This is a genomic window from Phaeobacter sp. CC-HEC084 (genome assembly GCF_059429255.1).
Map to the genome: position 1 here is coordinate 1,654,423 of NZ_JCAIJQ010000002.1, position 14,734 is coordinate 1,669,156.

Genomic DNA, 14,734 nt, shown 5'->3' on the forward strand with positions numbered 1-14,734 from the left:
CCCGGTGCCCAGACCAAAAGGACCACCGAACCATGCCAAAACGGTTCCGCCTGACCCGCCGCTTTCCGGTTGCCATGACCGAAGACGGTTATCGCAGGCTGAAACGTTTTGCCCATGAGGCCGGGTTGGACGAAGGCGAGGCGCTGTCATTCCTTTTTGAGAATTTCGACAGCGTCACCAACAGCGAAAACCTGACCCACCGGCTGCGTCTTTTCAACAGCGCGCTGGAGGACAGAAAACGATAGGCACGCCGCAACGACGCGTGCTGAAAGGGAGAGAAATGAGCACCGAGACCCGTTCCGCCTGGATGACAGACGAGCACCAGATGCTGGCCGACATGACGGCGCAGTTCATCACCAACGAATGGATGCCGAAATACGAAAAATGGCGCAAACAGGGGATGATGGACCGCGAGACGTGGAACCAGGCCGGTGAATTGGGGCTTCTCTGCCCCTCGATCCCCGAGGAATACGGCGGCGCGGGCGGTGATTTCGGGCACGAGGCCGCAATCCTGATCGAAGGCAGCCGCGCCAATCTGGCGAGCTGGGGCCATGGCATCCATTCCGGCATCGTTGCGCATTACATTCTTCAGTACGGCACCGAGGAGCAGAAGAAACGCTGGCTGCCCAAGATGGTTTCGGGTGAGCTGGTTGGCGCACTGGCGATGACCGAACCCTCGACCGGGTCGGACGTGCAGCGGATCAAGACCAAGGCGATCCGCGATGGCAATGCCTACCGTCTGTCCGGGCAAAAAACCTTTATTACCAATGGCCAGCACGCCAATCTTATTCTGGTCGCAGCCAAAACGGATCCCTCGCAGGGCTCCAAGGGCGTATCGTTGGTGGCGCTTGAAACCGACGGCGCCGAGGGCTTCCAGCGTGGGCGCAACCTCGACAAGGTGGGCCTGCATGCTGCCGATACCTCCGAGCTGTTCTTCGACAACGTCGAAATCCCGCCGGAAAACATCCTTGGCCAGGAAGAGGGCAAAGGCTTTTATCAGATGATGCAGCAGCTGCCGCAGGAACGTCTGATCATCGCCTGTGGTGCAGTGGGCGCCATGGAGGGCGCGGTCGAGCGCACCATCGCCTATTGCAAGGAACGCGAAGCCTTTGGCGGCCCGCTCACCCAATTTCAGAACACCCGTTTCAAACTGGTGGAATGCCTGACAAAGACCAAGGTTGCGCGCGCCTTCCTCGATGAATGCATGGCCGAGCATCTGCAAGGCAAGCTGACCGTCGAAAAGGCGGCGATGGCGAAATACTGGACCACCGACACCCAAGGCGAAGTGCTAGACGAATGCGTCCAGATGCATGGCGGTTATGGCTTCATGCAGGAATATGCCGTCGCGGAAATGTGGGCTGACGCCCGGGTGCAGCGCATCTACGGTGGCACCAATGAAATCATGAAGGAACTGATTTCGCGCAGCCTTTGATCTGCTGAATTCCGTGGGAGGATTTGAAGAATGACCATCAAACTGCACTGTTTCGGAGAAAGCGGTAACGCCTATAAGGCCGCCCTGGCGCTTGAGCTGTCGGGCCTTGAGTGGGAGCCTGTCTTTGTTGATTTCTTTGCCGGGGTGAACCGCACGCCGGAGTTCCGGGAAATGAACGTGATGGGCGAAGCACCGGTGCTGGAAGACGGCGACATGCGCCTGACACAGTCCGGCGCCATCCAGCAGTATATCACCGACAGAACGGGCAAATTCGGCGGCGCGCCGGAGGACAAATACGAGGTGCTGCGCTGGGTTCTGTGGGATAACCACAAACTCTCAAGCCAGGCGGGCATGACCCGGTTCCTGATGAACTTTCTGCCCGAAGACAAACGCCCCGACCAGGTGATCGGCTTCATGCAGGGACGGCTCAAGGCCGCCTATGCGACGCTGAACGCCCATCTGGACGGACGTGACTGGATCGTTGGCGATGGGATCACCAATGCTGACCTTTCCTGCTGCGGCTACCTTTATTATCCCGAACCCTTCGGCTTTGACCGCGCCGAATGGCCCCATATCGACGCCTGGCTGACCCGTCTCAGCGAAACGCCCGGCTGGAAACACCCCTATGATCTGATGCCCGGCAACCCGTCGGACCGAGCTTGAGGAGATACTTATGACCGAAGCTTATATCTATGACGCGATCCGCACCCCGCGCGGAAAGGGCCGCAAGGACGGCTCCCTGCACGAGGTGACCTCAGTGCGCCTGTCCGCGCTGACCCTGAACGCCCTGAAGGCGCGCAACAATCTGGACGGCCATGCCGTCGAGGACGTGATCTGGGGCAACGTCACCCAGGTGATGGAACAGGGCGGCTGCCTTGCACGCACCGCGGTTCTGGCCTCGGATCTGGACGAAAGCATTCCGGGCCTCGCCATCAACCGTTTCTGTGCCTCGGGCATGGAGGCCGTGAACCTGGCCTCCAACCAGGTGAAGGCCGGCGCAGGCAAGGCCTATATCGCGGGCGGCGTTGAGATGATGGGCCGCGTTGCCATGGGCAGCGATGGCGCGGCCATCGCCGTGGATCCCTCAGTTGCGATGGAAACCTATTTCGTCCCGCAAGGCATCTCGGCCGATATCATCGCCACAGAATACGGCTTTTCGCGTGAGCAGGCCGATGCGCTGGCCGTTGAATCGCAGCGCCGCGCCAAGGAAGCCTGGGACGATGGCCGTTTCGACAAGTCGGTGATCGCCGTCACCGATCAGAACGGTCTGACCATTCTGGATCGCGACGAATACATGCGCCCCCAGACCGACATGCAGAGCCTTGGTGCGTTGAACCCTTCGTTCCAGATGATGGGTGAACAGATGCCCGGCTTTGATGCTGTGGCAAAGCTGAAGTACCCGCACCTGGAGCGGATCAACCACATCCACCACGCGGGCAACTCCTCTGGCATCGTCGATGGCGCTGCCGCCGTTCTGATCGGCAACAAGGAGTTCGGCGAGGAATACGGCCTGAAACCCCGCGCGCGCATCAAGGCTACCACCAAGATCGGCACCGATCCCACCATCATGCTGACCGGCCCCGTGCCCGCAACGCAGAAGATCCTTGCCGACAACGGCATGGCAATCGGCGACATCGACCTGTTCGAAGTGAACGAAGCCTTCGCCTCGGTCGTGCTGCGCTTCCAGCAGGCGTTTGACGTGGACCCTGCCATCGTGAACCCCAACGGCGGCTCCATCGCCATGGGCCACCCGCTGGGCGCCACCGGCGCGATGATCATCGGCACGCTGCTGGACGAGTTGGAGCGCACCGACAAGGAAGTTGGTCTCGCGACGCTCTGCATCGCATCCGGCATGGGCGCGGCCACCATCATCGAGCGCGTCTGATGCCCAAGCTGAACCTGGCCGATATCCCCTGGCGGACCGGCTCCGCCTACCCCGGCAAACTGGCAGAGGCGGTCGCGGGCCGCTCCAGCCAGCGCTTGGGCGATGCGGGCGGGCTGACCCAGTTCGGCGTGAACCTCGTTCAGCTGGAACCGGGTGGCCTGTCGTCCTTGCGTCATTACCACATGGAGCAGGACGAATTCCTGATGGTCACCGCCGGGGTCTGCACCCTGATCGATGATCACGGGGAAACCGAGCTGCACCCCGGCGATTGCGCCACATTCCCTGCGGGTGACGCCAACGGCCATCACCTGAAGAACAACACCGACGCGCCGGCCACCTTCCTGGTGGTGGGCACGCGCACCGAAACAGAGACCGCTTATTACAGCGACATAGACATGATGGTGAAGGACGACGCCAATGGCTTCAACTTCACCCGCAAGGACGGCAGCCCGCTGACGGCTGACCAGATCGGAGACGAAACATGACTGAGTTTACGCTTTCCAAGGACGCCGACGGCGTCGCAACCATCACCTGGGATGTGCCCGGCAAGACCATGAACGTGATGTCCTTTGACGGGCTCCTGGAACTGGAAGCCGCCATCGACGACGCCCTAGCCGACGACGCGGTCAAAGGCATCGTGATCACCTCGGGCAAGGAAGGCTCCTTTGCCGGCGGCATGGACCTGAACCTGCTGGCGGTGATGAAGGAAGAAGCCGGAGACGATCCCGCGCGCGGCGTCTTTGACGGCATCATGAAAATGCATGCCCTGCTGCGCAAGATCGAGCTGGCAGGCATGGACCCCAAGACCAAGAAGGGCGGCAAGCCGATTGCCACCGCCCTGCCCGGCACCGCAGCAGGCATCGGCATGGAGCTGCCGCTGTCCACGCATCGCATCTTTGCCGCGGAAAACCCCAAGGCAAAATATGGCCTGCCGGAAATCCTGATCGGTATCTTCCCCGGCGCCGGCGGTACCACCCGCATGGTACGCAAGGTGGGCGCCATCGCAGCCGCGCCGCTGCTGCTCGAAGGCAAGATGCTGGACGCGAAAAAGGCCAAGAGTGCTGGTTATATCGATGAGATCGCAGCCGATCCCGTCGCCGCCGCGAAAGAATGGGTACTCAGCGCCAAACCCGCCGATCTGGTGAAACCCTGGGATGCCAAGGGCTACAAGATGCCCGGCGGCGCACCTTATCACCCTGCCGGTTTCATGAACTTCGTTGGTGCTTCGGCGATGATAAACGGCAAGACACAGGGCGCCTTCCCGGCGGCCAAGGCGCTGCTCTCTGCGGTCTATGAAGGCGCGCTCGTCGATTTCGACACCGCGCTCAAGATCGAGGCCCGCTGGTTCACCTCCGTGATCATGAACCCCTCCTCCGGCGCGATGATCTGTTCGCTGTTCCTCAACAAGGAAGCCCTGGAAAAAGGTGCCGTGCGGCCCAAGGACGTGCCCGATCAGCGGGTTAAGAAACTCGGCGTTCTGGGTGCGGGCATGATGGGCGCGGGCATTGCGCTGGTTTCGGCGCAGGCCGGTATGGAAGTGGTTCTGGTAGACCGCGATCAGGCCGCTGCCGACAAGGGCAAGGCCTATACCGAAGCTTACCTGGACAAGGGCATCAAACGCGGCAAGGTCACTGCGGAGAAGAAAGAGGCGATGCTGGGCCTGATCAACGCAACGCCGGATCTGGATGCACTGAAGGGCTGCGATCTAATCATCGAAGCGGTGTTCGAAGATCCCGGCGTCAAGGCCGAGATGACCCAAAAGGTCGAAGCGATCATTCCCGAGGATTGCATCTTTGCCTCCAACACCTCGACCCTGCCGATCACCGATCTGGCCAAGGCGTCGAGCCGTCCTGAGCAGTTCATCGGCATCCACTTCTTCTCTCCGGTTGAGAAGATGCTGCTGGTGGAGATCATCAAGGGCAAGGAAACCGGTGACCGTGCCGTGGCCAAGGCGCTGGATTACGTGCGCCAGATCCGCAAGACCCCGATCGTGGTGAACGATGCGCGTTTCTTCTACGCCAACCGCTGCATCATTCCCTATATCAACGAAGGTCTGCGCATGATCACCGAGGGCGTGTCGCCCGTGCTGATCGACAATGCGGCGCGTCAGCTGGGCTTCCCGGTCGGTCCGATCCAGCTCAACGACGAGACCTCGATCGATCTGGGCGCCAAGATCGCCCGCGCAACCAAGGCTGCCATGGGCGATGCCTATCCCGACAGCCCGGCGGATGATCTGATCTTCTGGATGGAAGGTCTGGGTCGTCTGGGCCGCAAATCCAATGCCGGCTTCTTCGACTATGACGAAAAGGGCAAGCGGGTCGAATACTGGAAAGGCATGCAGGAGAAATACCCGCTGGCCGAAGACCAGCCCGATCTGATCGAAGTGCAGGAACGCCTGATGTTTGCGCAGGTGCTGGAAGCCGTGCGCGCGCTGGAAGAAGGCGTTCTGATGGATATCCGCGAAGGCGACGTGGGTGCAATCCTGGCCTGGGGCTTTGCGCCTTGGTCCGGCGGCCCGCTCAGCTGGCTCGACATCATCGGCACGCCCTATGCTGCCGAACGCTGCGATCAGCTGACCGAAGCCTACGGTGAGCGCTTTACCTGCCCGGCGTTGCTGCGGGAGATGGCGGAGAAGGGACAGACCTTCTATGGCCGGTTCAATCCGGATGCAGCCGCCGCTGCTTAAGATTGGGCATTTGAAAACAGAAATGGCCGACCCGAAACCGGGTCGGCCATTTTTCTTTCTCGGTAAGGCTCTGTAGAAAAACAAGGCCCTAACCGGCTCACTCAGTTTTTTTATCGGGCGAAACCTCAGATCAGGGACGGAGCTCCCGAAGGGTCAATCGTGGGGCCAACACCAAAACCCCCAAGTTGCTCTGCTGCAGCCATGGCCAGCACAAGATCGCGCGCCTCGGCTGCGGGCAGCACATTGTAAAACTCAGGCACGGCGGCGCCATTCAGCAGATCGCCTTGCATCGGTGCAAAGCCAAGGAAGCCAGCCTCTAGATAGATCACCTCGTCCCGGGCAAAGCGGGGGATGATCAACTCCATCCGCTCGCCTGGATGCAGGCGGCGGATACCGCGATAGCCGTCCAGCGCACAGGCGGGAACCACGGCAAAGGGATCGCCATGGGCGTCCTCGACCAGATCACTTTCTATCAGAACGCCCTGATCCGGCATCAGATACATCGGCACGCGGTTGTTCAGCGCGTCCTGCGGCACCAGCAGTGGGCAGAACACCGGGTCCACGTCGCCTTCACCCACCAGCACCGTTTCGCGCCGCACTTCGACCAGTGGCTGCATGCCATGATCAAAGGTCAAAAGCTGGTCGCCGACAGTCAACGCCTCGACCGGGCGCCAGCCCAGGTTCGACGCCGCATGGGTTCCGGCCAGAAAACCACCCTGCCCAACCGACACCATCGGCGCCGCGCCCTCGGAAAACGGGTTGCTGCGTTTCTGGAACCAATCAAGCATCTGCGATCCTTTCCGGCCTTTCGGTCCGGGGTGCCTGTCCCCTGCGCCGTTTAGCCTGTTACATCCGTTTCGCGCGGGCGGTTTTGCCCGTCTTAAACAGAGGTAAAGGTTAAACGTTAAAAGAATATTCAAATTGTTCGATTTCTTCAGCGCAGCTTGCCGCCAGTGCGGCGCGACTTTGAGGATCGTAATATTCCCGCCAATCCCGCGCCCGGACCGAGGCATTGGCCCGCTCTAGGTCCAGCCGAAAGCCGAGATGATCAAACAGCGGCTCAGCATCCTTCTCAAAATACTCGATGCGGATATAGGCCTGACACTGTTCGCTCCCGTCCGCATGGCGCATGTAGGAACGCGGCGGATGTGCACGAAACGCCGAAAGTGTATCGGAATGCAGGATAAATTCGCGGAAATCCAAGGCCTTGGATCGCGTGACTGCGGGATGATCGAACGTCTGGTCCCGCAGCCAGTGGTAATAGCTGACCGCCCGATCAAAGGGATTGCGCACCAGAGTAAAGGCAAAAAGCCCCCTCATCTGGTCCTCCGGCAGCAGCCCTTCGATATCTGCGAGGGTGGAATGTTTCCACAACCTACCCCGCGTCTGCAGGTCCGTCAGCCGCCGCCGCCGGTTGCGCGCCTTGGGCGTATCCCCCAGCATCATGTCGTCCTTCATCGCCCGCGCCTCCAGCGCCAACGACAGGGAGGTGCCCCCGGTTTTTGGGATATGGATAAAAACGAAGTTGCGGCCGGGGGACAGGATCATGACACCAGCCTATGCAGTCCCATGGGAAAAGAAAACGGCGGAGCGCTGCGATTTACGATCCGCGCAGGGCCAGTGTAGCCCCGGCCAGCACAATAAGTCCGATCCCCGCCATCTGCAGCAGATCCAGCGTCTGACCGAACACAAGCCAGGCAAAGGCGGGTCCGACGATGATCACCGAATATTCGAAGACTGCAACATAAGACGCCTCGCCCTGCTGATAGGCCTTGGTGATCAGGAACACCCCGACGACCGAAGCCATCCCCTGCAGCAGCAGCCAATGCGAAATCTCCCACACTGGCCAGACCCAGCCCCGGGTCACAAACCCATCGGCGCCCTCGGCCACCGGCAACGGCCAGATCGCCAGCCCGCCTAGGGCCACAGCCCCGATCACCGCCTGCGCCAGCAGCATGGCAAACAACATCGACACCGTGCTTTCGCCCCGGCACATCAGCCCGGTCGCCATAGATCCCAGCGCGTAGAACAGCCCGCCACAGACCGGCAGCAGGATCAGCCAGTCGAAATCGGACAGGTCCGGCTGCAACACGCACAGCACACCGACAAACCCCAGCACCACCGCCCCGATACGGACCGGGCCGATACGATGCTTCAGAAACAGCACCGAGATCAGCACGATCAGGATCGGCGAGGTGAAAAGCCCGGCCAGCGCCTGCGCCAGCGGCATCAGCGCGACGGCGGAAAAGTAGAACACCATCGACACCGCCACCAGAAAACCCCGCAGCGCCACCGGCCCCAGCCGCTGAGGCCGTAGCCCGCCCAGGCCGGCACGCATCATGACCCAGATCAACGGCAGGGTGATGACCGTACGCAACAAGTAGAACTGCCAGATTCCGATCTGCTCCGCCATGAGCGGCACGGCATTGTCACTGATACCGATGATGGCCATGGCGGCCAGCATCGCCTGCGCGGCTGTGGTCTGGCTGCCTGCCACGCCGGGGGGAATGGTCAATTGTTTCATATCTCTTTCAATGAAAGTAACTTTCGGCAATATCTGTCCTCTAAGCGACACGGCGCAGAATCATGGGAGGAAAATTCATGGGCTGGATGCAGGATGAAACGGGACTGGAAAAAAATGCGGCAAACTATGTTCCGCTGACCCCGCTGTCGCATCTGCGCCGGGCCGCGCATGTGTTTTCCGACGTTCCGGCGGTGGTCTATGGCAAGCACCGCAAGACCTATGCCGCCTATTATGATCGCTGCACCCGGCTGGCCTCGGCGCTGGCGGGAATGGGCGTGAAACCGGGCGATGTGGTCGCAACGCTGATCCCCAACCTGCCTGCCCAGGCCGAAGCGCATTTTGGCGTGCCCGCCTGCGGCGCCGTCCTCAACACCATCAACACCCGCCTGGATGTGGACACGGTCGCCTACATCTTTGACCACGGCGGCGCCAAGGTCGCGCTGGTGGACAGCGAATTCCTGGCCCTCGCCGAAGCGGCGAAAGATCGGATGGAGGGCGACGGACCGATCCTGATCGAAGTGCCGGACACCGAGGCTGGTTTTACCGCTTCTGGCCGCTATTCCGTTTATGAGGACGTGTTAGGCAATGCAGCGCATGATTTCGACTGGATCATGCCCGAGGATGAATGGGAAAGCCTGGCGCTGAACTATACCTCTGGCACCACGGGACGTCCCAAGGGGGTCGTCTATCATCACCGCGGCGCCTACCTGATGACCATGGGCACGGTGATCTCCTGGCGCATGGTGATGCACCCGGTCTACCTGACCATCGTGCCACTGTTTCACTGCAACGGCTGGAACCACACATGGATGATGCCGGTTCTGGGCGGCACGCTGGTCTGCTGCCGCAACATTACCGCGTCTGCTGTCTATAACGCGATTGCGGATGAAGGCGTCACACATTTCGGCGGCGCGCCCATTGTGCTCAACACCATCGTCAACGCCAAGGAAGAGGACCGCCGCGACTTTGACCACACGGTCGAGGTCTTTACCGCCGGCGCCCCGCCTGCCCCGGCAACGCTGGAGAAAATCGAAAAGCTCGGCTTTCACGTGACGCAGGTCTATGGCCTCACCGAGACCTATGGCCATGTCACCGAATGCCTGTGGAAAGGTGGCAGCTGGGACACGCTGGACCAACAGGGCCGAGCCGCGATCAAGGCGCGTCAGGGCGTTGCCTTCCCGATGATGGACCATATCACCGTCGTGGATGACGACATGCATCAGATCCCGATGAATGCCAAGGATCAGGGCGAAATCGTCATGCGCGGCAATTCGGTGATGAAGGGGTATCTGAAAAACCCTGAGGCAACAGCCGAAAGCTTCAAAGGTGGCTACTTCCATTCGGGCGATATCGCGATCCAGCACCCCGACGGCTATATCCAGATCGCCGACCGTGCCAAGGACATCATCATTTCGGGCGGCGAGAATATCTCCTCGGTCGAGGTAGAGGGCGTACTGATGGCCCACCCGGATGTCAATCTGGCTGCCGTTGTGGCCAAGCAGGACGAGAAATGGGGAGAGGTTCCCTGCGCCTTTGTCGAACTGAAAGAAGGCGCATCTGTGGATGAGGCCGGGCTGATCGCCTTCTCCCGCGAGACGCTGGCTGGGTTCAAGGCGCCCAAAAAGGTGGTGTTCCAGGAGCTGCCCAAGACATCGACCGGGAAAATCCAGAAATTTGAGCTGCGCAAGATCGCAAACGGCCAATAATATCGGCACCGGCGGGCCTGCCCGTCGGTTGCCTCTTGCATTCGCTTACTCTTATTCTTATTTTTGAATATGAAGGCGCCACAGGGCGCGCGTATCAGAAAGGATAAGACATGACGATCAACAAAGCGGTTATGGCGCTTGCCGGTTTCATGGTGTTGCTGTCCGTGGTGCTGACGCAATTCGTGTCGCCCAACTGGGTCTGGCTGACGGTCTTTGTCGGCGCCAACCTGTTTCAATCGGCCTTCACCGGCTTTTGCCCGGCGGCGATGATCTTTGCCCGTATGGGTTTGAAACCCGCGTGAGGCACGGCGGTCGCTAAGGCACCCCACTGAGTTGTGAAATCTGCGGCAAAGCGGTTTGCTGCCTTGCCGTGAGGCATGCTATCCTGCGGCAAACAGAACAACCGCAATGATACGGGCAGGCTGAATGACCGCACTCAGGGACTTCGAACGGTTGGAGGCTGCGGGTTTGTGGCGCGCAGCCCCTGATGCGCAGCGCCGGGATGTGATCATCTCGGTTGGGGATGCGACCCTCACCATTACCGACATGAGCGACCGCCCCCTGGCGCATTGGTCCCTGGCGGCGGTCGAACGTGCCAACCCCGGCGAATTCCCGGCGATCTTTCATCCCGATGGCGATCCCGGTGAAACGCTAGAGATCGCAGAAGACGAAACCACCATGCTCGAGGCGATCGACAAGGTGCGGGCCGCCATTGATAGGCGCCGCCCGCATCCCGGGCGCCTGCGCGCGGCAAGCGTCCTTGCCAGTCTGGTCGTCCTTGCGCTGGTGGTATTTCTATGGCTACCGAGCGCGCTGCAGAACCACGCCGTCAGCGTTGTGCCCGACATCAAGCGCAAAGCGCTGGGTCAGGCGCTGCTTGGCCGGATTGAGCGGGTTACCGGTCAGGCCTGCAGCACGGCGGACACGGTGCCCATTCTGGAAAAACTCGCGCTGCGCACAGGCGTGCGCCGTCTTGTTGTGTTCCGCTCCGGCCTCGCCACCAGCCTGCACCTGCCGGGTGGTATCGTTCTTTTGAACCGGACGTTTGTCGAGGATCACGAAGACCCTGCCGTGGCAGCAGGAGCCGTTTTGGCCGAACGGGCCCGGGCCGAGGCGCAGGACCCGCTGGCAGAACTGCTGGCATCAGGCGGTGTGCTGGCCTCTTTCCGGCTTCTGACCACGGGACAGCTGAAACGCGAGACACTCGATCACTATGTTGAAACGGTTCTCAGCACACCGCGCCCCGAGGTTGCGGATGAGACGCTGCTGGCCGAATTTGCCCGCACCGCGATCCCGTCCACCCCTTACGCCTATGCGCTGGATATCACCGGAGAGACCACCATCGGGCTGATTGAGGCCGATCCGATGGCAGGCCGGGTTCTGGAACCGGTTCTGAATGACCGCGACTGGGTGCGCCTACAGAACATCTGCAGCTAACCCCAGGAAGACACAAAAACGCCCGGGCCAACGGCCCGGGCGCAATGGATTTCCCTGCGCGTAATATGCGAGTTAGCCCGCCATGAGCTCCTGACCAAAATCATCGTCATAGCCCTGCCCCGAGAGATCCCAATCACCATGGGCACTGGGCGTTGGAGCCGAAGCGAAAGACGAAGACGAGGGTTTGAACTGCGCCACCAGCTGCGCCAGCTCGGTCGCGGCCTGCTGCAACGACTTGCCTTGCTCACTGGATTTCAGAACCATGCTCGCGTTCTGCTGCGTCACCCTGTCCAGCTCGGTCATGCCCGAGTTGATCTCGGAGATGGTCGAGGCCTGCTCACCGGAAGACTCCGCGATCTGGCTGGCCAGGGTCGACACCGACTGGATCTTGGTGATGATTTCGTCCAGAGATTTACCAGCCTCATCAACCAGTTCCACGCCGATCTTGACCTTTTCCGAGCTGCTCTGGATCAGTTCCCGGATTTCATTCGCCGAATTGGCCGACTTCAGCGCCAGCGACCGCACTTCGGAGGCCACCACGGCAAATCCACGGCCGGCTTCACCTGCGCGCGCCGCCTCAACCCCGGCATTCAGCGCCAGCAGGTTGGTCTGGAACGAGATATCGTCGATCACGCTGTTGATCTCCGATATCTTGCCCGAGGCCTCATTGATCTCCTGCATGGCCACGACGGTCCGCTTCACGATATCGCCGCTGCGCATCGCCTCGCTGGTGGTTTCGGCAATAGTGCCTTCGACCGCTTTGGTCTGTTCGGTGGCGGATTGAACATTGGAGGTGATATTGTCCAGTGCAGCCGCAGTTTCTTCCAGGGTCGCCGCCTGATTTTCGGTGCGGCGGGACAGCTCGTCCGTGCCAACCGCCATCTCACCGATCTGACCTTCAATATCTCCGACCGTGCTCAGCACCCGCCCGATCACGTCATCCAATGCTTCGGCAGTCTGGTTAAAATCGGAGCGCAGCGCGGCATATTCGGCGCTCATTTCCTTGGTGATCCGGTATCCGAGGTTGCCCTTGGACAGGTTGTTCAGACCGTTCGCCAGCTCCTGAACCACATCTGCCTGCTCCTTCGCGGCAGCGCGGGACTGCCCCTCAAGCTCGGCATTGGCGCGCATCGCCTCGACGAATTCGACAACCGCAGCAGCCAGACGGCCCAGCTCATCACCGCGCGATTTTTCCGGCACCGCGCTGTCGGTATCGCCATTGCGAAGTGCATCGATACGATCAACGATCCGGTCCAGCGGACGGGTGACCGAGGCAGCCGAGAAATAGACGATCAGGCCAATCGCCAGACAGATCGCAAGGCCGATGACCGCAGACTGCAGATAGAGCGCAGAAACGGTGTCCTGGATCGCGCTGTTGTCAAAGCCCATCACCATTTCCCCCACAACGGTGCCGTCGGTCAGGGAGATCGGAAACTTGACGTAGACCACCTGATTGACCTCGGTGGTCTTCTCCTCTTCCGGATCCGCCAGCAGTGTCGCGACAGCCTCGGTGACTTCACCGCGCCGGTCCTCGCTCACGAACACCTCGGTAAAGGTCTCCCCATCGACAACGACCTGCGCAAACAGAGCGTTTTCCATATCCGCCACGCCCTGGATTACCCCCTGCGCCGCATCACTGTTGAAATCCCAGACCGCCGCAGCGACCGGAGGCCCGACAAACCGTTGCGCCAGCCCGACCTCATCCTCGAAGGCGTCAATCAAGGCGCTGCTGTGCTTGGACGCCCAGAAGACGGTGTAAGCAATGTTCGATACAACAATGCAGGCGAGGATGGGCAGCAGCAGTTTCTTCTTGATGGACATGCCCAAGAAACGTGAAAGCTGGCGTTTCATTATGGTGCTCCGGTTTGGTGACGAACGTGTCAGTGATCTTGAGGCCAGGCTGCATGCAGAGCTGCGTACACCCCCGGCAAGCAGGGTTCCGGGTTCAAAAATTCTTTTTGGAGGCGCCACGCATGGCGCCCCGTTTTCCCGAAGGAGAGGTTATGCGCCTGCCACACGCAAAGGGGGCGTTCCCCCGCGAAGGCAGATTGCACAGGGTGGCAGGCGCGGGCCGGGTTATACCGACACGCCTGCCACCGCTGCGGATCAGAAGGACATGTAGTTGTCTTCCAGCGCGTCCCGGTATTTGTCGGTCCACCGGGTGTTGATCTCCTGGATGGTCCCATCTGCTTCCAGCTCACCAAAGCAGCGGTCGAAATCAGCGGCAATCGCCGGATCTCGGAAGCTCATGACATAGGGGCTGGGTTCAAAGATGGCGCGGAATTCAAGCGGCTGGCTGGCGTCGACACCAGCGGAAGAACCAGCTTCCTGCAGCTGGCGGCTGAACTCTGCGAAAAGCATACCATCGCCCAGAATGCCATCGACCCGCTTGCCATAGAGCAGCTTGCTCTGGGTCTTCTGGTCAGCCATCTCGCGATAGGATTTGAAGCCTGCGGTTGCCCCATCCAGACCGGGAATGATGTTGCTCGCACCCTCAAAGGCCACGATGTTCCAGCCATCCAGATCCGACAGCGCATCGGCCTGCTGCTCTGAAGAGGTCAGGAACGAAACACCATTCTGATAGTTGATGTAGGTCTTGGTTTGAGTCCCGGCTGTGGGCATGCCCAGCGGCACGGTGGCCACCGCATCACCAGACCCTTTTTCGAAGGACTGCCAGTGACGGGTAAAGGGCTGCACCTTGAAAACAGCGCTGTGGCCGCAGTGGCCCAGAACCGCCGAGATAATCTCAGCCTCGCGCCCGGTGCCATCCTGATTGATCATCGGAGGCAGATCACCGGCCATGACTGTAATTTCGGCCGCTACTGCGGGATTGGAAAAGACGAGAAGAGACGCAGACACACATGCTGCAATTCCGAACTTCATACTTCGCTCCTGGTATTGAGTACCAAGCCAAAGAAGTCGATTCGTCTTAACGGGTGCTTATCACTCACGCGCCTGTAGGTTGCAAAAAAGGTCATAACTTCGCGAAAAATTGACCTGCACATAAAATGTGCATCAATGTGGAAGCGCCTCGAAAGCGTTACGAAATAATATTTCCGAAACA

Annotated in this window: 14 protein-coding genes; 9 read left to right on the forward strand and 5 right to left on the reverse strand. The window is 60.4% G+C overall.

Going from position 1 to position 14,734, the window contains the following annotated elements:
• Positions 1 to 32 precede the first annotated feature (32 nt).
• The 6 genes from AC5SSZ_RS08280 to AC5SSZ_RS08305 are packed head-to-tail and all read left to right on the forward strand — an operon-like array spanning position 33 to position 6,003.
• Positions 33 to 245, forward strand: coding sequence for a hypothetical protein (locus AC5SSZ_RS08280; protein ID WP_274832081.1), 213 nt, complete (start codon positions 33 to 35; stop codon positions 243 to 245).
• Positions 246 to 280: 35 nt separating this feature from the next.
• Complete coding sequence (locus AC5SSZ_RS08285) at positions 281 to 1,432, forward strand: acyl-CoA dehydrogenase family protein (protein WP_065273345.1); 1,152 nt, start codon at positions 281 to 283, stop codon at positions 1,430 to 1,432.
• Positions 1,433 to 1,462: 30 nt separating this feature from the next.
• The gene (locus AC5SSZ_RS08290) at positions 1,463 to 2,095 is read left to right on the forward strand and encodes a glutathione S-transferase family protein (RefSeq protein ID WP_495437827.1); all 633 of its coding nucleotides are present in this window, start codon (positions 1,463 to 1,465) and stop codon (positions 2,093 to 2,095) included.
• Between the two features lie 10 nt (positions 2,096 to 2,105).
• Positions 2,106 to 3,317: an acetyl-CoA C-acetyltransferase gene (locus tag AC5SSZ_RS08295; protein ID WP_495437828.1), complete on the forward strand. Its 1,212-nt coding sequence runs from the start codon at positions 2,106 to 2,108 to the stop codon at positions 3,315 to 3,317.
• Entirely contained in the window at positions 3,317 to 3,802 is a 486-nt protein-coding gene (locus AC5SSZ_RS08300; RefSeq protein WP_495437829.1) for a cupin domain-containing protein, read from the forward strand. Before AC5SSZ_RS08295 ends, AC5SSZ_RS08300 begins: the two co-directional genes overlap by 1 nt.
• Positions 3,799 to 6,003 (forward strand): 3-hydroxyacyl-CoA dehydrogenase NAD-binding domain-containing protein, encoded by a 2,205-nt coding sequence (locus AC5SSZ_RS08305; RefSeq protein ID WP_495437830.1) that lies wholly within the window; start codon positions 3,799 to 3,801, stop codon positions 6,001 to 6,003. Before AC5SSZ_RS08300 ends, AC5SSZ_RS08305 begins: the two co-directional genes overlap by 4 nt.
• 125 nt (positions 6,004 to 6,128) lie before the next feature.
• Here the strand turns inward: AC5SSZ_RS08305 and AC5SSZ_RS08310 are convergent, their stop codons facing one another.
• From AC5SSZ_RS08310 to AC5SSZ_RS08320, 3 genes are all read right to left on the reverse strand, one after another.
• Entirely contained in the window at positions 6,129 to 6,791 is a 663-nt protein-coding gene (locus AC5SSZ_RS08310; protein ID WP_495437831.1) for a Hint domain-containing protein, read from the reverse strand.
• A 109-nt stretch (positions 6,792 to 6,900) separates the two neighbouring features.
• Positions 6,901 to 7,551, reverse strand: coding sequence for a sulfotransferase family 2 domain-containing protein (locus tag AC5SSZ_RS08315; RefSeq protein ID WP_495437832.1), 651 nt, complete (start codon positions 7,549 to 7,551; stop codon positions 6,901 to 6,903).
• Positions 7,552 to 7,603: 52 nt separating this feature from the next.
• A complete protein-coding gene (locus tag AC5SSZ_RS08320; RefSeq protein WP_274827886.1) occupies positions 7,604 to 8,527 on the reverse strand; it encodes a DMT family transporter in 924 nt (307 codons plus the stop codon).
• Positions 8,528 to 8,604: 77 nt separating this feature from the next.
• Here AC5SSZ_RS08320 and AC5SSZ_RS08325 point away from each other — a divergent pair, with 77 nt between their 5' ends.
• The 3 genes from AC5SSZ_RS08325 (at position 8,605) to AC5SSZ_RS08335 (ending at position 11,670) form a co-directional block, all read left to right on the forward strand.
• Positions 8,605 to 10,233, forward strand: coding sequence for an AMP-binding protein (locus AC5SSZ_RS08325; RefSeq protein ID WP_495438329.1), 1,629 nt, complete (start codon positions 8,605 to 8,607; stop codon positions 10,231 to 10,233).
• 110 nt (positions 10,234 to 10,343) lie between these two features.
• Positions 10,344 to 10,535, forward strand: coding sequence for a YgaP family membrane protein (locus AC5SSZ_RS08330; RefSeq protein ID WP_065273337.1), 192 nt, complete (start codon positions 10,344 to 10,346; stop codon positions 10,533 to 10,535).
• Positions 10,536 to 10,659: 124 nt separating this feature from the next.
• Entirely contained in the window at positions 10,660 to 11,670 is a 1,011-nt protein-coding gene (locus AC5SSZ_RS08335; RefSeq protein ID WP_065273336.1) for a hypothetical protein, read from the forward strand.
• A 72-nt stretch (positions 11,671 to 11,742) separates the two neighbouring features.
• Here the strand turns inward: AC5SSZ_RS08335 and AC5SSZ_RS08340 are convergent, their stop codons facing one another.
• Together AC5SSZ_RS08340 and AC5SSZ_RS08345 are read right to left on the reverse strand one after the other, a co-directional pair.
• Positions 11,743 to 13,521: a methyl-accepting chemotaxis protein gene (locus AC5SSZ_RS08340; RefSeq protein ID WP_495437833.1), complete on the reverse strand. Its 1,779-nt coding sequence runs from the start codon at positions 13,519 to 13,521 to the stop codon at positions 11,743 to 11,745.
• Positions 13,522 to 13,776: 255 nt separating this feature from the next.
• A complete protein-coding gene (locus AC5SSZ_RS08345; protein ID WP_274827884.1) occupies positions 13,777 to 14,553 on the reverse strand; it encodes a type 2 periplasmic-binding domain-containing protein in 777 nt (258 codons plus the stop codon).
• Positions 14,554 to 14,734 lie beyond the last annotated feature (181 nt).